At 30.7% G+C, this 21,371-nt stretch carries 15 protein-coding genes and 1 tRNA gene; 11 read left to right on the top strand and 5 right to left on the bottom strand.

What is annotated here, in order from left to right; genetic code table 11:
* Positions 1-7: 7 nt before the first annotated feature.
* Positions 8-1,105 (top strand): methylmalonyl Co-A mutase-associated GTPase MeaB, encoded by a 1,098-nt coding sequence (meaB, locus tag IPK06_01140; protein MBK7978620.1) that lies wholly within the window; start codon positions 8-10, stop codon positions 1,103-1,105.
* A 6-nt stretch (positions 1,106-1,111) separates the two neighbouring features.
* On the opposite strand, the gene IPK06_01135 is transcribed toward meaB, so the two are convergent.
* The 3 genes from IPK06_01135 to IPK06_01125 all read right to left on the bottom strand — a co-directional run bounded on the left by IPK06_01135 (position 1,112) and on the right by IPK06_01125 (position 3,614).
* On the bottom strand, positions 1,112-2,917 hold the full coding sequence (locus tag IPK06_01135) for a hypothetical protein (protein ID MBK7978619.1): 1,806 nt from the start codon (positions 2,915-2,917) through the stop codon (positions 1,112-1,114).
* A 333-nt stretch (positions 2,918-3,250) separates the two neighbouring features.
* Positions 3,251-3,508: a GIY-YIG nuclease family protein gene (locus IPK06_01130; GenBank protein MBK7978618.1), complete on the bottom strand. Its 258-nt coding sequence runs from the start codon at positions 3,506-3,508 to the stop codon at positions 3,251-3,253.
* Between the two features lie 34 nt (positions 3,509-3,542).
* A tRNA-Asn gene (locus tag IPK06_01125) sits at positions 3,543-3,614 on the bottom strand.
* A gap of 262 nt (positions 3,615-3,876) precedes the next feature.
* Here IPK06_01125 and mce point away from each other — a divergent pair.
* From mce to IPK06_01095, 6 genes are all read left to right on the top strand, one after another.
* On the top strand, positions 3,877-4,281 hold the full coding sequence (gene mce, locus IPK06_01120; GenBank protein MBK7978617.1) for a methylmalonyl-CoA epimerase: 405 nt from the start codon (positions 3,877-3,879) through the stop codon (positions 4,279-4,281).
* 35 nt (positions 4,282-4,316) lie between these two features.
* Positions 4,317-5,876 (top strand): acyl-CoA carboxylase subunit beta, encoded by a 1,560-nt coding sequence (locus IPK06_01115; GenBank protein ID MBK7978616.1) that lies wholly within the window; start codon positions 4,317-4,319, stop codon positions 5,874-5,876.
* Between the two features lie 8 nt (positions 5,877-5,884).
* The gene (locus IPK06_01110; GenBank protein MBK7978615.1) at positions 5,885-6,307 is read left to right on the top strand and encodes an OadG family protein; all 423 of its coding nucleotides are present in this window, start codon (positions 5,885-5,887) and stop codon (positions 6,305-6,307) included.
* A 10-nt stretch (positions 6,308-6,317) separates the two neighbouring features.
* A complete protein-coding gene (locus IPK06_01105; GenBank protein ID MBK7978614.1) occupies positions 6,318-6,761 on the top strand; it encodes a biotin/lipoyl-binding protein in 444 nt (147 codons plus the stop codon).
* A 2-nt stretch (positions 6,762-6,763) separates the two neighbouring features.
* Positions 6,764-7,927, top strand: a complete 1,164-nt coding sequence (locus IPK06_01100; GenBank protein ID MBK7978613.1) for a sodium ion-translocating decarboxylase subunit beta — start codon at positions 6,764-6,766, stop codon at positions 7,925-7,927.
* Between the two features lie 209 nt (positions 7,928-8,136).
* Positions 8,137-9,069, top strand: coding sequence for a TerC/Alx family metal homeostasis membrane protein (locus tag IPK06_01095; GenBank protein MBK7978612.1), 933 nt, complete (start codon positions 8,137-8,139; stop codon positions 9,067-9,069).
* 79 nt (positions 9,070-9,148) lie between these two features.
* Here the strand turns inward: IPK06_01095 and IPK06_01090 are convergent, their stop codons facing one another.
* Positions 9,149-10,417 carry a dicarboxylate/amino acid:cation symporter gene (locus IPK06_01090; GenBank protein ID MBK7978611.1) on the bottom strand — a complete coding sequence of 423 codons (1,269 nt, stop codon included), beginning with the start codon at positions 10,415-10,417 and terminating at the stop codon, positions 9,149-9,151.
* A gap of 97 nt (positions 10,418-10,514) precedes the next feature.
* Between IPK06_01090 and IPK06_01085 the strand changes: the two genes are divergently transcribed.
* From IPK06_01085 to IPK06_01070, 4 genes are all read left to right on the top strand, one after another.
* The gene (locus IPK06_01085; protein ID MBK7978610.1) at positions 10,515-12,485 is read left to right on the top strand and encodes a T9SS type A sorting domain-containing protein; all 1,971 of its coding nucleotides are present in this window, start codon (positions 10,515-10,517) and stop codon (positions 12,483-12,485) included.
* Between the two features lie 100 nt (positions 12,486-12,585).
* Positions 12,586-15,168, top strand: coding sequence for a T9SS type A sorting domain-containing protein (locus IPK06_01080; GenBank protein ID MBK7978609.1), 2,583 nt, complete (start codon positions 12,586-12,588; stop codon positions 15,166-15,168).
* A 71-nt stretch (positions 15,169-15,239) separates the two neighbouring features.
* Complete coding sequence (locus IPK06_01075; protein MBK7978608.1) at positions 15,240-15,680, top strand: GPI anchored serine-threonine rich family protein; 441 nt, start codon at positions 15,240-15,242, stop codon at positions 15,678-15,680.
* A gap of 210 nt (positions 15,681-15,890) precedes the next feature.
* Positions 15,891-18,005 carry a pullulanase gene (locus tag IPK06_01070; protein ID MBK7978607.1) on the top strand — a complete coding sequence of 705 codons (2,115 nt, stop codon included), beginning with the start codon at positions 15,891-15,893 and terminating at the stop codon, positions 18,003-18,005.
* Between the two features lie 21 nt (positions 18,006-18,026).
* On the opposite strand, the gene IPK06_01065 is transcribed toward IPK06_01070, so the two are convergent.
* On the bottom strand, positions 18,027-21,365 hold the full coding sequence (locus tag IPK06_01065; GenBank protein MBK7978606.1) for a PAS domain S-box protein: 3,339 nt from the start codon (positions 21,363-21,365) through the stop codon (positions 18,027-18,029).
* Positions 21,366-21,371 lie beyond the last annotated feature (6 nt).

The raw sequence follows: 21,371 nt of genomic DNA, 5'->3' as shown, positions 1-21,371 counted from the left end.
TTATTCATTGAAAAGTAACAAAACATACAAACCCGATTGGACACCAAAAAACGCTGGAAAGGAATTTGCAGTAAATATAATTAAAGGAATTGATAACAAATTGCCAATTGCCAAAAAGGAAATAAAAACAAAAAAAATAACAGAAGAAGAATATGTTAAAGGTGTAATTGAAGATAACAGAAATATTCTTGCCAGATGTATTACATTAATAGAAAGCAATTCTGAAAAACATAGAATAACTTCTGAAAAAATATTGAGTAAACTGCTGCCTCATTCAGGTAATTCCATTAGAATTGGTATTTCAGGTGTTCCCGGGGCAGGAAAAAGTACGCTGATAGAAGCATTAGGTTTATATTTAATTGGAAATGGACATAAAGTTGCTGTATTAACAATCGATCCAAGCAGTTCAATATCTAAAGGCAGTATTCTTGGCGATAAAACCAGAATGGAAAAATTATCTAGGGAAAAAAATTGTTTTATCCGTCCTTCACCATCCGGAGGAAATTTAGGAGGCGTTGCAAGTAAAACGAGAGAAACTATTACAGTCTGTGAAGCAGCGGGTTTTGACGTAATTATTATAGAAACAGTTGGAGTTGGTCAAAGTGAAATTACTGTAAGATCAATGGTGGATTTTTTCCTTTTAATTATGATTGCGGGTGCCGGCGATGAACTTCAAGGTATAAAGAAAGGAATAATTGAAATTTCTGACGCGGTTGTTTTTAATAAAGCCGATGGTGATAATAAACTAAAATCTAAAATAGCAAAAACAGAATTTTCCCAAGCGGTTCATTATCTACAATCGTTTTCAAAAGATTGGCAAATACGTGTAATGACGGCTTCGGCAATTAATAATGAAGGAATTTCAGAGATATGGAAAATGATCTCTGATTTTGCTAAGGTCACAAAAAAATCTAATCAATTTCAAGAATTAAGAAAAGCACAATCAATTGATTGGCTGCACTCTTTGATTAAAGAAAGCTTAATCAATAATTTCTACAGCAATCAAAAAGTTAAAAAGGAATTGGCAAACATTGAAGAAAAAATAATCAAAGGTAAATTATCACCGAATTCAGCGGCTGAATTATTACTTAAAACTCAATTATAATTTTTTTTAACCAACTTTAATCACTTGCATCGGCTTTATTAAAATTGCCAATTCATACTCCATATTTTCAAGCTCAGCAATAATATCATCCTTCACATCTTCAAATTGATGTCTGAACTCAGTAAATAAATTTTTGTAATAACTTATACCTTCGTTCATATTTTCAATAAATGTATTAAAGTAAGCAATCTGTTTATCTGAAAAAGGAGTTTGGATTTCTTCAATTTTATTTTTCAAATAATCATAATAAAGATATAATTCTTTCATAAAGAAATTTGGTCTGTCGTTTCTTTTAATAATATTTATCTTACCGTAAATATGATCAGCCATTTCTTTAAGAGTTACAATTTCGGAAAAATATGCTAAGTTTGGTCCGGGACAAACAGAAACACCTTCACTTTTAATATTATTATCAATTCCATGAAGATGCCTTGTTGAATTTGCCAAACCTATGCACAAACATTCTTTCTCAACAATTTTTTTTCTCTCAAATGAATATTGGAAACTGTCAAGATTTTTTGATTCCAATTGATTTAACTTTAAATTTTGGTATTGACGAGACGCGGTACAAATTACATTCTCGGTAAATTCAGTATTGAATGTAAGGAACTTTTTAGGACATGCGCTTCCGGGTCTTCCTTTTTGATCCAATTCATTTTTATCAATTTCCTGCGTATTTCCTCTAACAGCGTTAAATGGAACGCCTAACGGAGAAATTCCACTTAGATACAAGTCATCTTCTTTTGCATTTTTAAGTAATTCTAAAGTTTTAGGATCTACGTTAGTTGCTTCAGGAACGAGTAAAAACGGTGTTCCCCAACCAATTGAATCAATATTATAATGATCCAGTAAAAATTTTTGTTCGTAATTTTCACCGACTCCACCCTGAGCAGTAACAGAAATTTGCATCTGATTTTTTGGAATCGATTTTCCTTTTTGTTTTAAAGCTTCGGCAAATATCGGATAAATAGTAGTATAAAGTTCATTTCGTTTTGTTTTGAATTCTTCCAAAATTGGACCAAATAAATATCCATCTGTCGCAAAAGCATGTCCGCCGCAATTTAAACCGGATTCAATTCTAAATTCTGAAACCCAAATTCCCTTTTTAGCTAAAAACTTTCCTTGAATTAAAGCCGAACGAAAATCACTTACTTTAATAATTACTTTCTTTTTTATTTTTCCATTTTCATCCGGGTAAAAATCTTCAAACTTTTCAAGATACGAATATAATCTCGGATTCAATCCGGCAGATAAAACTAAAGAAGATTCCAAGTTACTGTTAGCAAAACCACGTAAAGCAGCATGAGCATCATTATATTCTGAAGATAGTTTTTCATTATTAAAATAATTTTCTTTATCAAGCTTGGTCATTATATTAACATCTATTGAGCCCAAATTTAAATGTTCATCCAGCCAATTCTGCACTTTTTGAATATTTTGATTTAGCAGTTTGTTAAACTCTTCCTTAAGCTGCAACGCATCGGGAAGCATATCAAAATATTTATGAATTTCATCAACATTTTTTTGATATGAAGATTTTAATTCGTCGAATTTTTCTTTAACTAATTTATCAAGAAGATTAAGATATTCGGTAAATCTTTTGGCTCTAAAATCTTCAATCTTATTTGAAATTGATTCAAAAGGCAGATTGAATTTTTTAGAATAATATTCTCTCATATTCTCCACCAAAATATCATCCACTAATGAAACAACAGATGATATTCCGTATTTTGCCACTTTGAATGGTGTATCAATAGTAAAACCAGTCCCCATAACTGGAATATGAAAAGTATGCTTTGTCTTATTTTTCATAATTGAAATTTCTCTGAAATAATTCAAAAAGATATATCTGAAGATAATCAATTATTAAATCAGCACAAAATATCAAAATTTCTCTAAATTAAGTTTTTCTAAATATTATGCAAATTATTGTGTCATTATAGAATAAAAGTTGTTAAAATCAATAGATTTTACATCGAAATGTATAAAATAAATTGATGTATAAATTTGGTGAGGTTTTTCACTAACACTAATTATCTTAAAAAATTAAACATAAAAACGTAAAGCCTCTTTTGTGGGAGGCTTTAGCTCCGCGAGTAGGGCTCGAACCTACATCCCGATTGCATCGGGATAACAGCCGAATTACTAAATTTTTATTTCTCCTCTGACTAATTTTTCAATCATTTTTCTTGATTTCCAATTCTTGATTTTTTTCTCAATTCTTAGTGCTTCTGATTTTGATTCAAATTCTTGAGTAAATATTATTTCCCAAGGTCTATATCTTGATGTAAATCCTTTTTCAATTGTATTATGAAATTCCAATCTTCGGTTTGGGTTTTCTGATGAACCAACATAATGCTTGGCAGCAGATAATGATTTTAATATGTAAATAAAGTGGGGCATAAATTAAAAAAGCCTCTTTTGTGGGAGGCTTTAGCTCCGCGAGTAGGGCTCGAACCTACAACCCTTCGGTTAACAGCCGAATGCTCTACCATTGAGCTATCGCGGAATAAATTTAGAGAGCCAAAAATATGCTTAATTCTAATTTTTGTCAAGTTCTTTTTTAGAAAGTAAATATTTGTAATGCCAAATGAGAGAATATTTTCTTCCAATAAATGAGAATATTTTCTTATCAAAGGAAGAAAAACCTTTTACAATAATAAATTATTTTGGATAACTTGTTTTTTTATAAGCAAAATCTAATTTTAAACTTTTGTTTTCATTTAGGCACATTTATTGACATAATAGTCAGATTTTAATTTTGAGGAAACATGAAACTTACACATATAGAACATTTAGGCATTGCGGTAAATAATTTAGAAGAGTCAATTAAATTTTACGAAGAAAAACTTGGACTAAAATGTTACGCAATTGAAGAAGTTCCGGATCAAAAAGTAAAAACCGCATTTTTTAAAGTCGGTGATACAAAAATTGAACTTTTAAAGTCCACCTCTCCAGAAGGCCCAATAGGAAAATTTATAGAAAAAAAAGGAGAAGGAATTCATCACATTGCGTTTCATGTAGATAATTTGCAGGAATCTTTAAATGAACTTAATCAAAAGGAAGTAAAATTAATTGATGCAAATCCGCGTAAAGGAGCTGAAGGATTGAATATTGCCTTCCTTCATCCAAAATCTACCGGTGGAGTTTTAACCGAACTTTGTTCAGATAAATAAACAACTAATATAAATTTTTGTTTTTAGGAGAAATAATGGCGTTACAAGATAAGATTAAAGAATTGATGGACATGCGTCAAAAAGCACGAATGGGCGGAGGTGAAAAAAGAATTGACGCTCAACATCAAAAAGGTAAATTTACCGCACGCGAAAGAATTGAAATGCTTTTAGATGACGGTTCTTTTGAGGAATTCGATATGTTCGTTTCACATAGAACAGTTGATTTTGGTTTGGATAAACAAACATATTTATCGGATGGAGTTGTTACCGGATACGGAACAATAGACGGAAGATTGGTTTATGTATTTTCACAAGATTTTACAATTTTTGGCGGATCGCTTTCAGAAATGTATGCGCAGAAAATATGCAAAGTAATGGATAAAGCAATGAAAGTTGGAGCTCCGGTTATTGGAATTAATGACAGTGGCGGCGCAAGAATTCAAGAAGGAGTTAAAAGTTTAGGCGGCTATGCTGAAATTTTCCAAAGAAATATTATGGCTTCCGGCGTAGTTCCTCAAATTTCTGCAATATTTGGTCCTTGTGCGGGCGGCGCTGTTTATTCACCAGCTCTAACAGATTTTACAATAATGAGCAAGAATACAAGCTATATGTTTGTTACCGGTCCTAAAGTTGTAAAAACAGTTACAGGTGAGATTGTAACTGATGAAGAACTTGGCGGAGCAATGGTTCATGGAACCAAATCGGGTGTAACTCATTTTGTAGCAGATTCCGAAGAAGAAGGAATTTTACTAATTAGAAAATTACTAAGTTACTTGCCGCAAAATAATTTGGAAGACCCACCGCTTGTTGTTTGCGATGATCCAATTGACAGACTTGAAGATTCATTAAATGATATTATTCCGGATAGCCCAAATAAACCATACGATGTAAAAAATGTAATTCATGCAATAGCGGATAATAACGAATTTTTGGAAATACAAAGACATTATGCCCCGAATATTATTACCGGATTTGCTAGATTTAACGGAATTTCAGTGGGGATAGTTGCAAACCAGCCTAATTATTTAGCTGGTGTTTTGGATATAAATTCATCAAGAAAAGCAGCTAGATTTGTACGTTTCTGCGATGCATTCAATATTCCAATTTTAACTTTAGTAGATGTTCCGGGATTTTTACCGGGAACAACGCAAGAATACGGCGGAATTATTCTTCACGGAGCAAAATTATTATTTGCGTATGGAGAAGCAACAGTCCCTAAAATTACTATTATACTTCGTAAAGCTTATGGCGGAGCTTATGACGTTATGGGCTCGAAACATTTACGCGGTGATATTAACTATGCTTGGCCTTCAGCTGAAATCGCTGTTATGGGACCAAGAGGCGCGATAGAAGTTCTCAATAGCAAAGAAATTGCAGCTATAGAAAACCCTGAAGAAAAAAACGCTTTTATCACTCAAAAAGAAACAGAATATAAACAAAAATTTGCTACTCCCTATGCCGCAGCAAAATATGGTTATATTGATGATATCATTGAACCTAGAAATACCAGATTTAGAGTAATTAGAGCTTTACAATCTTTATCTACAAAGAAAGATGTAAATCCGCCTAAAAAACATTCCAATATTCCTTTGTGAGGTATGAAATGAATTTAGGGTTAATTTTACAAGCAACAGCGGCAAAACTTGATTCGGTAACTACTGCAAAGATTCAAGAAAATGCAGATAAGTTCACTCAAATAGATCCTTGGGGCATTGGTATGACCTTTGTCGGAATGACTGTAGTTTTTATATCACTGCTTTTACTTTATATGCTCTTTTTTAATATTACAAAACTACTTAATGTTAAAATTAAAAAGTCAAAAAAAGTTGAAGGAAAAGAACCTCAAGAAAAAGAAAATGAACAAGAACTAAGCGGAAACGTTGGTGCCGCCATAGCAATGGCTTTACATTTATATATGAGTGAACTGCACGATAAAGAAAATACTGTACTTACAATAAATAAAGTTGCAAGAACCTATTCTCCGTGGAGTTCAAAAATTTATGGTTTAAGACAAAATCCAAGATAAGGAAAAAGAAATGAAAAAGTTTAAATTTACAATAAATGGAAGTGATTACGACGTTGAGATTGTTAATATTGAAGATAATATTGCCGAAGTTGAAGTTAATGGAACATCCTATAATGTTCAAGTTAATAAACAAATTCAGACAACAAAGACTCCCAAATTAGTTAGGTCAATAGTTACTCCATCGACAGACATTGCAAAGTCTGAGCAAAGAACATCTAAACCATCAGAAGTTAAGGGTGCCGGTTTCATAAAATCTCCATTGCCGGGTGTTATTTTAAATGTTCATGTAAGAGAAGGCGATATCGTAAAAATGGGAGATAAACTAATTACACTTGAAGCTATGAAAATGGAAAACAGTGTTAATGCAGATAAAGAAGGTAAAATTTTAAAAATTAATGTTCGACAAGGTGACTCAGTTATGGAAGGTGATGTTCTTGTAGAGATTGGAGGTTAACAATGCAGCAATTTTTTGAATTTGTTTCTCACGGTTTTGATCAATTTATGCGTTACACTGCATTTACCAATTTTACAATCGGACATCTTATAATGATTATTGTTGCGATGGTATTTCTTTATTTGGCAATAGCAAAAGATTACGAACCATTATTATTAGTTCCAATAGGTTTTGGTATCTTAATTGGAAATATTCCATTTTTGGAAGGGGCAAATCTACAATTAGGAATTTACGAAAAAGGCAGTGTTCTAAACTATTTATATTATGGTGTAACTCAAGGAATTTACCCGCCTTTAATATTTTTAGGAATTGGAGCAATGACGGATTTTTCGACCTTACTTTCAAATCCAAAATTAATATTAATTGGAGCCGCAGCGCAACTTGGAATTTTTGGAGCATATACTTTATCATTAGCATTAGGATATCTTCCACAGCATTCTGCTGCTATTGCAATTATTGGTGGAGCAGATGGACCAACTGCAATTTTTTTATCTTCAAAATTAGCTCCGGAATTGGTCGGTGCTATCGCAGTTTCTGCTTATTCATACATGGCTTTGGTTCCAGTTATTCAGCCTCCAATTATGAAATTACTTACAACTGATAAAGAAAGATTAATTAAAATGAAACCGCCAAGACAAGTTTCAAAATTAGAAAAAATTCTATTCCCAGTTGTTGGTTTGTTATTAACTTGCTTTATTACTCCTTCAGCTCTACCATTATTGGGGATGTTATTTTTTGGCAACATTTTAAAAGAAAGCGGTGTAACAAAAAGATTGGCAGATACTGCAAAAGGTTCTTTAATTGATATTGTAACAATTTTAATTGGATTAACAGTTGGCGCATCGACACAGGCAACAACATTTTTAACTGCAAAATCAATTGGAATTTTTGGATTGGGTGCTCTATCCTTTGTGATTGCAACAACTGGCGGTGTAATGTTTGTAAAAATTATGAACTTATTTTTAAGTGAAGAGAATAAGATTAATCCGCTAATTGGGAATGCCGGTGTTTCAGCGGTTCCCGATAGCGCTAGAGTTTCCCAAATTGTTGGATTGCAATATGATTCAAAAAATCATTTGCTTATGCACGCAATGGCACCAAATGTAGCTGGTGTAATAGGTTCAGCAGTTGCCGCGGGTATTTTACTTTCTTTTTTCATGGGGTAGGCAAAGAGAATTTATTTAATAAATTTAAAGGTGCAATATGCTTAAGCTGCACCTTTAAATTTCCTTTCATTTATCAATTCACATTAAAGTTAAAGTGCTTAATAATAGTACAAATTAATTCTCTATATTTAATCGGTATTGAGAGTTCCATTTTGCATTTCCCGTTACTTCTATTTTAGTTATCTTTAACCAATTAATTTTGGAATATAATGGAAATTCATTTCCTCTTTTGGCTGATATTTGCAGCATTGTTTATTGTCGTCTTTATTTTTGATCTTGTTTATACAAGTCATCACAAAGGAAAAATTAATATAAAAGCAGCTTTAATGTGGAGTGTTATTTGGATTGCTGCTGGTTTTGCATTTGCAATTTTAATCTACTTTTATTTTCCTGATGGGCATACAAAAAGTTTTGAATATATTGCCAGCTACTTAATTGAAAAATCATTATCTGTAGATAATTTGTTTGTATTTCTAATGATCTTTGGAACGATGGGAATACCCGATAAACATCAACCAAGAATTTTAAAATGGGGTATTATCGGCGCGGTTGTTTTAAGAATTATTTTTATTCTTGCCGGAGTTCAGCTATTAAAAACATTCAGTTTTATGATCTATATTTTTGGCGCAGTATTGGTTTATACGGCTGTAAAAATGTTTACCGCAAAAGATCAAAAAATTCACCCAAATGATAATGTATTTGTTAAAATAACAAAGAAGTTTTTCCCCGTAAAAACTGACGTTGAAACGGATCACTTTTTTGTAAAGATCGGTAAAAAAAGATATGCAACAGTAGCATTTATAACATTAATCTTGATAGAATCAACCGATTTAATATTTGCAATAGACTCAATTCCTGCCGTCTTGGCTATTACACACGATTCATTTATTGCGATTACTTCAAACCTTTTTGCAATTTTAGGTCTGCGTTCACTTTTCTTTGCGTTGGCAGGAATTTTAAATTTATTCCAATATTTAAAATATGGAATTTCTTTTATTCTGTTATTTATTGGAATTAAAATGCTAATTAGCGGGTTTTATCATATTCCTGTTCAAATTTCTTTAATAGTTATACTTGCCGCGTTAAGTATTTCGGTATTTGCTTCTATTGTATTGAAAGGAAACAAAACAAATAAATTATAATTCATTCAAAAATTATTCGAACAAAATTTTAATTTTAATAAAGAATAACTGGCTTATTTAAGATTGATCATTTAGTATATTATTTACTAAGTTCGTATCCTTCAGATTTTGCAACATAAGCAGCACAGGTAATATCGCCCGTAACATTTAAAATTGTTCTGCTCATATCAAGAAACCTATCTACACCTAGAATAATTGCAATGCCTTCAGCCGGAACATTAACCATCATTAAAACCATAACCAAAAGCGGTATTGATCCGGAAGGAACACCGGCAGTTCCAACTGCTGTTAGAACACTCATTAAAACAACAATAAGCTGAACACCAAGACTTAAATGAACGCCGAATACTTGCGCGAGAAATAAAACCGTAACACCTTCAAATAATGCCGTTCCGTTCATATTCATTGTTGCACCTAAAGGAAGTACGAATCCGGTTATGTGAGGCGGAATTCCCAAATTATTTTGGGAAACTGAAATTGTCGTGGGCAAAGTTGCACTGCTTGAACTTGTAGAAAATCCGGTCAGCATTACAGTTTCTATTTTCTTAAAAAATGACCAAGGATTATACTTTGCGAAAACTTTAATTAGAATTGGAAAAGAAACCAATTGATGAATTGTAAGACCTAGAACTACTGTAATAACATACATACTTAATGCAATCAAAAGTTCAAAACCGAATTTTGAAGTTGTGCTGAATATTAATGCAAAAACTCCATAGGGCGCTAATTTCATGGCTAAATTTATTACAACAAGTGTAATTTCATTTATGCCTTCTAAAAGATTTATAACAGGTTTGGCTTTTTCCTTGCTGATTAGAGTTAAAGCAATGCCGACAATTAAAGAAAAGAAAATAAGCGATAACATTTCAGGATTTGGTTTTGCAATTGCCGCTACAGGATTTCGCGGGACAATATTTACAAATGTTTGAATCCCAAATTCTATATTTTCAGATTTTTCCTTAATCTCTGTAGCTTCACTTTTATATGTAGTTAATAACTTTGTCTTAATTTCATCCGATAAATAATTCCCCGGTTTTATAGTATTAACCAATACCAAGCCAATTGCCACGGCTAAAGTTGTTACAATAAAAAAATATGAAATTGTTTTTAATCCAATTCTGCCAAGGTTTTTTAAATCGCCTATTTGAGCAACACCCAATGACAAACTTGCAAAAACCAATGGAATAACCATCATTATTAGCATGTTGAGAAATATTTTACCAAGCGGATCGGAAAAATATGTCTGCACAAAATCCAAAAAAGCTGTTTGACTCAGGTAAATATTGCTAAGAATCCCAAATATTGCTCCCGCAACTAAGCCTAGGAAAATTTTTGTATGTCTGCTCATTAATAAACCTTATTTTTAACTTTAGAATCTTTTCATAATTTTTAAAATTACATTTTAAATTTTGTGTTACCAAAACTTTGATATTTATGAGATAAAAATGAAAAAAATAACTTTAATATTTTTTTTAATTTCATTTGCCAATTTAACAGCTCAGGAAAAGTCCATTAATTACTGTATTAAATCGCAACTTAGTAAATACGATAATTTTTTAAATATTAATTACGAAGGCGATTTTAATATAGACGTTACTTATTATAAACTGAATTTGGAAATAACCAATACACCCGATTTTCTAAAAGGTGATGTAACAATCAATGCAAAAAGTAATTTTAACAACTTAACAAATATATTCATTGATCTGCAGAAAAAATTAAGTGTAAAAAGTGTTTTAGTTGACGGAAATACGGTCAATTACACACATGATAATTCAAATACAATTAAAATAGATTTGGGCAAAAGCCTTCAACTAAATCAAAAATTTTCCATTCAAATAATTTATGAAGGAGTACCGGGAAGTTCGGGATTCGGAAGCTTTATTTTCAGCGATCATAACGGTTCACCGGTTATTTGGTCTTTAAGTGAACCATATGGTGCAAGCGATTGGTTTCCGTGTAAAGACACTCCCGCAGATAAAGCAGATTCTTCGGACGTTTGGATAACGGCAGATGATTTTTTCTACAGTGTTTCAAACGGTAAGCTTGTTGAAATAGTTGATAATGGAAATGGAACAAAAACATTTAAATGGAAAAATCATTATCCGATTGCGCATTATTTAATTTCTTTAGCAATGACAAATTATGAAATTTATGAAAAACAGTTTGAATATACTGAAAACAAATTTATGCCTGTTATTCATTATAACTATCCCGAAAATTTAACTGAAGAAAGAAAAATAGATTTGGATAAAACAACTGAAATGCTGAAAGTATTTTCCGATTTGTTTGGCGAATATCCGTTTATTAAAGAAAAATATGGACACGCGGAATTCGGTTGGGGCGGCGGTATGGAACATCAAACCGTTTCTTCAATGGGTGGTTTTGATGAAAGTATTGTTTCTCACGAGCTTTCTCATCAATGGTTCGGCGATAAAGTTACTTGTAAAAACTGGCAGAATATTTGGCTTAATGAAGGCTTTGCCACTTATTCGGAAGCTCTTTGGTATGAAGCAAAATACGGGAAAGAAAATTACAATAATGAAATAAATAATTTAATGTTTTGGTCAACTTTTGCCGAAGGATCAATTTATGTTCAAGATATTTCATCAATTGATCAAATTTTTGACGGCGCGAGAAGCTATTCAAAAGGTGCGGTTGTTCTGCATATGCTTAGAGGAATTATAGGCGATTCATTATTTTTCAAATCACTGCGGACGTATATTTCGCATCCAAATTATGCTTACAATGTTGCCGAAACTGAAGATTTTCAAAATATTTGTGAAGAAGTCTCCGAAACTGATTTGGATTACTTTTTCAATGAATGGATTTACGGTGAAAATTATCCTAAATATTCTTTGGAATGGAGTTATAATCCAATTGGAAATAACAATTATAATGTTCAGCTTATCCTAACGCAAAAAAACAATATTAATCCGACATTCTTCACAATGCCGGTTCAATTTTTAATTAAAACCAGTTTAAAAGATACTTTGGTTAAGGAATTTAATAATTCATCTTCGCAAATATTCAATTATATTGTTGAGGGAATGCCTTCCAACGTACAAATTGATCCAAATAATTTAATTTTAAAATCTGTTCAAAACATTACCTCTGTAAATAATCCAGTACAAAATTTCGATTTTAATCTGGAGCAAAATTATCCAAATCCATTTAATCCGGTGACAACAATCAAATATTCAATTCCATACAGCGGAAAAAGAGAAATACAGAATGTAAAAATTATTATTTATGACGTACTTGGAAAAGAAATAGCAAAAATTGTAAATCAAAAACAAAATCCCGGAAATTATAAAGTTGAGTTTGATGGAAGCAATTTACCAAGCGGTATTTATGTTTATCAACTTCAAGTAGGAAATTTATTCAATTCAAAAAAAATGATTTTGTTAAAGTAAAATTATAATACTTTAATTTGCAACTATATAATTGCATTGTATATTTATCATTACAAAATTAAATTGGTTTGTAGATCTCATCCAATTTTGTGTGGAATTTATGAAATGCAAAACTCTTCTCGTTTTATATTTAATATTATTTTCCTCAAATTTACTAATTTCCTCAAATGATGATTCTTCTAAGAAGATAAATAAAACAAATATAAAAGAACACTATACAAAATTTAACATTAACAATATTTCAACTTTCATTTATAATAACGGAAACGCTGACATAAATCCTTATGGCAATTCCGGATTTGTTTATCCAAATGGAAGTAGTTTAGCTGCTGTTTTTGAATCTGGATTAGTCTGGGGTGGAAAAGTAAATGAAAAGATTTTAGTAGGCGGCTCAACATATTCGCAAGGCTTATACGGCGGAAAAATATTGGAAAACGGCAAAGCTCAAGATCCGAATGATGAGTCAGTCAGAGTTTATAGAGTCCGTCCGGATTTTAAAACAGGTAATTTAGAAAATGAAATTTTAGATGAAAACAAAACTGAAGAAGAGATAAGAAATCAATATGCACTTGATTGGAATGAATGGCCGGCAAAAGACGGCGCTCCATTCAAAGATATTGATAATGATGGAAATTATAATCCGGAAATTGACATCCCTGGAGTTCCAGGAGCTTCACAGACACTTTGGTATGTAGCAAATGATTTGGATTCAAACAGGGCAAAAGAACTATATGGTTCTTCAACAATGGGAATAGAGATGCAAGTGACGGTTTGGGGATACAAAAATTATGAAGTAGTTAAAAATATGCTGTTCAAAAAATATATTTTAATTAATAAAAGCAAAAATACTATTAAAGATATGTATGTTTCACAATGGAGTGATCCGGATGTTGGTGATGCCGGTGATGATTTTGTGGGTTGTGATACAAGTTTAAGTCTTGGTTATGCATATAATGGTGATTTGTTTGATGGCGTTTACGGATCCGATGTACCTGCTGTTGGCTTTAACTTTTTGCAGGGACCCATTGTTGAAAGTAATTCAAGTGATTCAGCAAAATTCAATGGTAAAATTTTAAGAGGATACAAAAATTTACCAATGACATCATTTTCATTCTTTATTGGAAGTGATCCTTTATATATGGATCCAAATTTAGCTAATTATACATTAGGAACTTTAAATTATTATCGACTAATGTTAGGCTTAGTCGGAACAACCGGCGAACCTTTTATTGATCCAACTACTAATAAAAAAACAGTATTTACACTTTCCGGTGATCCATACACAGGACAAGGATGGATTGATGGTATAATACATCCTCCTGGCGACAGAAGAATGCTTTTGAATAGCGGTCCTTTTTTAATGGAGCCCGGAGATACTCAAGAGGTAATTGTAGCCGAAATTGCTGCAGGCGGTACAATTGGAATTAACTCAAGAGAATCTGTGAGACTGCTTAAATTATATGATTATCTTTCAAAGGATTTTTATGATAATGATTTTTATCAAATTTCCGATTTTAATGCAGCTCATCCAACCTTATATAAAAGTGAACTTGATAAGGAAATTATTTTATCTTGGTATGAGAATACAAACATAAAAGAATTGGAAACAATTAATTATACTAATTTTAAATTTCAAGGTTATACAGTTTATCAGTTTCCAAGTGATAGGTTTAAAAAATCAGAAGCAAAAGAAATTTTTGTTTTTGATATTAAGGATGGCGTAGCTAAAATTATTTCACCAATTGAACAAATACATAATGAATCAGACTTGTTTGAAATTGTTAAAGATGGAACCGATTCCGGTTTAAAGCGTCACGTGTCAATTAAAAAAGACTACTTAAATTCAGAGAAACCTTTAAACAATGGTTCAAAATATTATTACGGCATTTCAGCATATTTAAATAATAATGATCATAATTTAGTTTATTATCCTAAAATTTTAGAATCGGATATATCAACCATCGCGGCAATTCCTCAAGAGCCAAAGCCGGGAGAATCCTTCCCCAATAATTATGGAGATAAAATATTCTTTTATCAAAATGATGAGAATAATTTTCAATTTAAGGTTTCGGTCGTTGAACCTAAAAAAATTGTAGCTGGAAATTATAAATTTGAACTTATTGCGAGTTCAAACTGGAACAATATAAATTGGAATTTATATTTTAATGATAATTTAGTCCAACAAAATCTACGTATAAGTATTGCCGATAATCAAAATAAATATTTACCTTTTTATTTTAACGGTTTAGAAATTTTTCCATCAATTTTTGATACAACTGATGTTGATCCTTCTAAATTGAATTATGAATTTACATTTAAATCATCTGGTGCATTATATAATGATCGGGTTATAGCCGAAAAACAAATTAAAGAAATAAATGTTTTTCCAAATCCTTATTACTGTACACAAAACAGCGAAATTCATCAATTTGAAAAATTCGTTACTATCAGTCACCTGCCGCAAAAAGCTAAAATTAGGATTTTTAATCTTGCCGGTCACTTGATTAGAACAATTAATAAGGATGATGAATCTCAATTTGTTCGATGGGATTTAACAAATGAAAGTTATTTTTGGATTGCTAGCGGCGTTTATTTAATATACATTGAAATGCCTGATTTAAAAGAAACAAAAATTTTGAAATTAGCAGTAATAATGGAGGATGTCGTCCCGGATTTCTTTTAAAATTAAATTTTAAACTTTCCTCTTTCTTCAATAATTTTTATATTCAAGTATAAATTTTCGTTGAGGTGAATATGAAAATATTAATTAAATTGATTTCTTTTGCTTTAATTTTCACATTTATACTTTCATCCTGCCGAAACTCAATATCTGATCCGGAAGAAAATAAAATTGATGAAAAACCTTTTGTTTATTCAGTTAAAAATGTTCAATATCCTACTGAAAATGATTTATTAAAACAAAGTTTTACATATGATCTTAAGTGGGAAATTACTCCTAATCTTGAAAATGTTAGAATTGACTTACTGAAAAAATTCAATAAAGTTGAAACAATTGCAAATTCAACGGCAAACGACGGAGTTTTTACATGGACGATTCCCGAAAATTTACCTGGATCGCATCATTATAGAATAAGAATTTCAGTTCCAAACAATGAATATATTAATAACTATAGCCAAGAATTTGAAATAACTCCGCTTCCATATAATTCAGAGGATATCGAAATTCCATATTAGAAGAAAATTTAAAAACTTTTAGTTATTTATTTGGAAAGTTTAAAAATTTAGTTTTTTGATTTGAAATAGCTTTTTGAATAATACAGTAAGTACTTATTTCATTATTTTTTTGATATAATTCAATTAAACCTTTCCTTTTTATTTAATTACGTTTCTTGCAAGGTCGCATACTTTTAACTAATTTACATTTAATTTAATACGATAATGTAAATGAAAGAGCAATATAAAGTATTTGCCTTTACAGCAATTTTTCTACTTTTTCCAAAAATAAATTCAGAGGGTTATAAGTTGTACATTTCAGATGATAAAGAAGCTATTATAGATAGTTCAAAATATAAATTCTCACAACATCAATTAAATACTATTTATTCTTCAAAAGAGCTTGGATCAATTGTTTCAGACAACTCAACCACATTTAGAATTTTTGCCCCTAGCGCTGAACAAATAATACTCAAAACATTTGTAAATGTTTCTGATACTATTTCAACCGATTATAATATGACCAAGGATGAAAACGGTGTTTGGGAAGTAAAAATTAATATAGATCTGACCAATTATTTTTACGGTTATCAAGTTTTTTCTGAGGATGATATTTCAAGAAAAAACAATCCACCGCTTTGCGTTGATCCATACGCTAAAGCCGTTGCCACTTATGCTGATTATTTAAATCCGCGAAAGTCAATTGTTTATAATGAAAGCTATGATTGGGAAAATGATAACTGGATTCAAAAAGATTGGCGGGATTTAATAATTTACGAAATGCACATAAGAGATTTGACAGCACATAAAACTTCCGGCTCAAATTTTCCGGGAACATATAAAGGATTAGTAGAGGAAAACATCACTGGTGGAATTAATTATATTAAATCGCTTGGCGTAAATACAGTTGAATTACTTCCTTCGCAGGAATACGGTTATTGTGAAATTCCATTTAAAGATTCTTTAGCAGGAAAATATAACACTTGGAATCCTTATGAAAGAAATCATTGGGGTTATATGACCTCAAACTTTTTTGCTCCCGCAGGTTATTACGCAGAAAATATAGGAATGTTAAAAAGAGGAAACTGGATAGGAACAAAGGGTGAACAAGTAAGGCAATTTAAAGATATGGTAAAAGCTTTCCATAAAAATAAAATTGCGGTAATTATGGATGTTGTTTACAATCATCTTTCTGAATATGAAGTGGGAAATTTGAAAGAAATTGATAAAAATTATTATTTCCGACTGGATGACAAAGGTAATTTTATTGCAGAAAGCTATTGCGGAAATGATCTTAAAACCGAACGACCGATGCTGAGAAGGTTGATTGTTGAAAGTATAATTTATTGGATGAAAGAATATCATGTTGACGGATTCAGATTTGATTTGGGAAAATTAATTGATTGGGAAACTATTGAGGCAATAATTAGGGAAGCGCGAAAAATAAATCCGGATGTTGTATTTGTTTGTGAACCTTGGGGTGGCGGATATGATCCAATGGGATTTTCTTTGAGAGAATGGGGCAGCTGGAACGACCAAATTAGGAACGGAATTAAAGGTGAAAATCCGTTTAATGGTTTAGGCTGGATTTTCGGCAAATGGTTTAGTAATAATAATTTCGATAGAATTAAAAGTTACGTACGAGGCACTTTAATTAATGAAGAACATGGTTTATTTCAAGAACCTGAACATTCGGTTAATTATTTGGAATCGCATGATGGATATACACTTGGTGATTTTATTCGATTAGGTTTGGGTAAAATAAAAAAAGATGAAGTAATAACTAATATAAATAAAAACGTTCACCTGACTCAAGAAGAGTTGAAACTTCATAAACTTGCCGCGCTTTTTTTATTTACATCGCAGGGAATTACCATGATTCACGAAGGTCAGGAGTTCGGCAGGTCAAAAGTAATTGAGCTTAATGATTATGTTGAGGATACTGAAGTAGGTACAATTGATCACAATACTTATAACAAAGACAATAACACAAATTACTTGAATTTTATACATGCCGAATTAAACAAAGATTTGGTTAATTATTACAAAGGTTTGATCAAACTTAGAAAACTGCATAAAGTATTCAGCAAAGCAAATTATGATGATTATTTTTTCCAAAATTTCAAGAAGAACGAATTTGCCTTAGCATATCAGGTAAAATACAGCAACAAACATTATATTGTGGTTTTCAATGCCGATAGAAATCAAGAACTGAATTTTGAACTTCCTTCCGGATGGTGGGAAATTTTAGCCGATGAAAATATGGTTTTACCAGATATTATTAAATCTATTTCCGGATCAATTGTTATAAGTCCGTCATCGGGAATTGTGTTGAAAGAAAAATAATTTGATGTTTTAATTTTTCTGTTATTTAGTTCCGAGAATAAAATTATCAATTGTTGATTTAAACAATTTTATTTCAATTGGTTTTGTTTGAATGCTATCAATTCCAAAGTTCCTGCACTTTTCCAATTCTTCATTTTTTATTTCTCTCGTTAAAACAAAATATTTTGGAATGTATTTACCTGAACTTGAATTTAATGATTTATAAAAATCAGAAGCATAAATTCCATTAATTTTGCTTTCAGTAATTACCAGCATAGGCATTTTTTCATTTATCATTTTTTTTGCATTTTCAAAATCTGCGGCGGTGTAAACAGTAATTCCAGTTGTAAGACTTTCAATCAACTTGGAATATATAATTCTTTCGGTTTGTTTATCGTCAATTAATAAAATTGAAGGTGTTGAAATTGGAATTGTAAAAATAAATTCGCTTCCTTTATTAACTTCACTTTTTGCGTAAATTTTTCCATTATGCTTTTCAACGATTTCTTTAACTAAACTTAAACCGAATCCAGTTCCCCTTTCACCATCTGTACCCAGCGTAGTAAATTTTTCATCAATGATAAAAAGTTTTCTTAAATCTTCCTCATCTATTCCAACCCCATTGTCTTTTACGGTGAATTCAGCCTTCTGCTGATCATTTATTTTTTTTGCTGAAATAGTTATGTTCCCGCCTTTGGGTGTAAACTTTATTGAATTGGAAACAAGGTTATTAAAAACTTGGCTTAATATTCCTTCATCAGCCTGAATGAATATTTTTTCATCGACATTAACGCTTAGTGATATTTCCTTTTTTGCTGCAAAGCCGGATAAAATTTCAATCGTTTTTCTAACCAGATAATTGGCATTAACAGTTGATGGATTAATTGCTAATCTTCCTGTTTGAATTCTTGTCCAATCAAGCAAACTATTTATTAAATCTAATGTATGCATCGAAGCATTATAAATATATTGTAAATACTCACGAAGTTCGTCGTTGGATAATTCATGCTGCATCAATCCCAATTCTGAAAAACCAATTATTGAAGTAAACGGCGCTTTGAGATCATGTGAAATTATAGATATAAATTTGTCCTTTGCAACGTTTAGTTTTTCAAGTTCTGTAATTTTCTTTTTAAGTTCTTTCTCTTTTGTAATTGTTTCGGTAATGTTGTCAATTATTCCCGCCAAATATTTAAATTCATTTTCAGCGTTTTTAATTTTTTTAATTCTATTTCGCAGCCAAACAATTGAACCCGATTTTGAAATTATTCTATATTCTAAACACGTATTTTCTTCCGCGTCGCTTAAGAATTTATTCAGCAATAATTCTGTATTTTCAACATCATCCGGATAAATAATATCTTTCCATAATTCAGCGTTTAATTTGTATTCATATTGGTTATATTCCGTAACTTTTTCTATTGAATCAGAAAACGTATCAATTACAATTTTATTTTCTACAATTTGCCCTTTCCAAAATACTTGTTCAAATTGGGAAAATTCTTTATCAAGAAGAGTTTTATCTTTAAGCGTATTATGCTTCTGTAATTTTTCCGAATTTAAACTTAACACAGCAACATTTTTTTCTTTGTTTACGTAAACTTTTTCAATTCTAACGCCGATATCGTTTCCGTTCTTTGCAATTATTTCTATTTCATTTTCACTGCTTTTCTGATAATCATCAACAATAAAATTTTCAAATTCTTCTTTGAATTGCGGTTTTATAATTTTTAAAATACTGCTGTTAATAAGCCAATCGTTCGCTCCAAATAATTCTTTAAATATGCCGTTTGCTTGAATAATAAAATTATGTTTAAGAACAACAACGGCACTTGGAATGCTTTCTAATAAAGCTTCGGAAATTTCATTATTTAATTGTTTTACATGGTCAGCGGAAGTTAAATAAATTGTAAAATATTTAAGATTTGCATCCGATAAAGAAATTGTGATATTAGATTTTACGTCAATTATTTTTCCGTGTTTGGTGTAAATTGGAAAATCTTCTAGAGATTTTTTATAAACTGCTGTTGAAAAATCCGTCAAGTCATTTTCAATTCTGTATGTCCGGTCAATTAAATCAAAAAATAACAAACCCCTAATTTCATCGAGTTCAAACTCAAATGTGCTGCAAAATTTTTCATTGGCAAAAAGAATTGTGCCGTAGGGATTTATCTGCAAAATCATTTCGTCTGATTTTAATACGGTTTCTCTAAAGAAATTTCTTTCTTCCTCTTTGGCAATTTTTAGTTTCTGAATTTGTAAATTTACTCTATCGCAGTAAAACAGCAACTCAGTTATTTTGTTTGATTTGAATAATTTAATTTTCGTTTTTGAAATTGATTCGTTTTCATTATTTAGATAAATAAATTCACCTTCCCAGCTGCTTAATGAAATCAGTTCGCTTCTAATTTTCTCAAAGAATGGTTTGGTTATTTCTGGAAATACTTCTGATATGAATTGATTTTCTATTTCTTCTCTTTTTTTAAGGAAAAAATTTCCGGCGTTATCCGACCAATAAGTAATAATTCCGTTTAAGTTCGTTTTAAAGAATGCTTCCGATCCGGCAATTGTAAAAGTTTTAAATACCTGAAGTTCTTTGGCATTGCTTAAAAATTCCGTTGTATCATTGTTTTTATAATTATTGTCTTTGAACAAAAACAAAATGGAAACGACATCACCGTTATTATTGTTAAGAGGAATTACTGCGGTTTTAAAAGTAAAAGTTTCTGTATCGGAATAATAAATTAGATCTAAATACTGATTTAAATTTTCATTTTTGCATTTATTAATACTTAGCTTTATTAAATCATTTTGTTCATTATTAAAAATTTCTTCAATTCTATCTGCGCTTGAATGCAAATTAAAATTGCAGTTAATTAAATCATTCGGCTTAATAATTATTCTACCGCTTAAATCAGTAATCAAAAAACACGAACAAATATTATTTAATAATTTAGTAATTGAATATTGGTCATAATTTTCAGTATTTATTTTATTAAATAATTTTGAATGCATAATTATAAGAATACCGCCGGCAAATTCTTTATCATTAAAAAATGGTATCCCGTTAATTGAGATATTTTCATTTTCATTTGAAGATAATTCTTTTATTTCACCTTCAAATGAGATTCCGTTTTTAAGATTAAAAATTTTATTTAATGGAAGAATGGAAGACAAATAATAATGCGAAAAAATATTTGAATCTTTTTCAATTTGAATATCTTTTCCACGCGTAATTATTTTTTTTGCGCTGCTGTTTACAGAAATAATATTCCATTTTTCATTGAAAATAATTGTTCCAATCGGCAAATGCTCAATTAAATTTTGAACATTAATATTAGCCTTTTCAATGAATTTTTCTATTTCAATATTCTGCTGCATATATCT

It is taken from the genome of Ignavibacteriota bacterium, from assembly GCA_016713565.1.
Taxonomy (GTDB): domain Bacteria; phylum Bacteroidota; class Ignavibacteria; order Ignavibacteriales; family Melioribacteraceae.
Note: the sequence above shows the minus strand (reverse complement) of the source record. Positions and strands in the feature narration are given on the sequence as shown.

Excerpts from the sequence above, each read along its gene's own strand:
- IPK06_01115 (MBK7978616.1), top strand. The coding sequence starts at position 4,317 with ATGGCGTTACAAGATAAGATTAAAGAATTGATGGACATGCGTCAAAAA.
- IPK06_01100 (MBK7978613.1), top strand. The coding sequence starts at position 6,764 with ATGCAGCAATTTTTTGAATTTGTTTCTCACGGTTTTGATCAATTTATG.
- IPK06_01080 (MBK7978609.1), top strand. The coding sequence starts at position 12,586 with ATGAAATGCAAAACTCTTCTCGTTTTATATTTAATATTATTTTCCTCA.
- IPK06_01065 (MBK7978606.1), bottom strand. The coding sequence starts at position 21,365 with ATGCAGCAGAATATTGAAATAGAAAAATTCATTGAAAAGGCTAATATT.
- mce (MBK7978617.1), top strand. The coding sequence starts at position 3,877 with ATGAAACTTACACATATAGAACATTTAGGCATTGCGGTAAATAATTTA.
- IPK06_01110 (MBK7978615.1), top strand. The coding sequence starts at position 5,885 with ATGAATTTAGGGTTAATTTTACAAGCAACAGCGGCAAAACTTGATTCG.
- IPK06_01090 (MBK7978611.1), bottom strand. The coding sequence starts at position 10,417 with ATGAGCAGACATACAAAAATTTTCCTAGGCTTAGTTGCGGGAGCAATA.
- IPK06_01105 (MBK7978614.1), top strand. The coding sequence starts at position 6,318 with ATGAAAAAGTTTAAATTTACAATAAATGGAAGTGATTACGACGTTGAG.
- IPK06_01130 (MBK7978618.1), bottom strand. The coding sequence starts at position 3,508 with ATGCCCCACTTTATTTACATATTAAAATCATTATCTGCTGCCAAGCAT.
- IPK06_01095 (MBK7978612.1), top strand. The coding sequence starts at position 8,137 with ATGGAAATTCATTTCCTCTTTTGGCTGATATTTGCAGCATTGTTTATT.
- IPK06_01085 (MBK7978610.1), top strand. The coding sequence starts at position 10,515 with ATGAAAAAAATAACTTTAATATTTTTTTTAATTTCATTTGCCAATTTA.
- IPK06_01070 (MBK7978607.1), top strand. The coding sequence starts at position 15,891 with ATGAAAGAGCAATATAAAGTATTTGCCTTTACAGCAATTTTTCTACTT.
- IPK06_01135 (MBK7978619.1), bottom strand. The coding sequence starts at position 2,917 with ATGAAAAATAAGACAAAGCATACTTTTCATATTCCAGTTATGGGGACT.
- IPK06_01075 (MBK7978608.1), top strand. The coding sequence starts at position 15,240 with ATGAAAATATTAATTAAATTGATTTCTTTTGCTTTAATTTTCACATTT.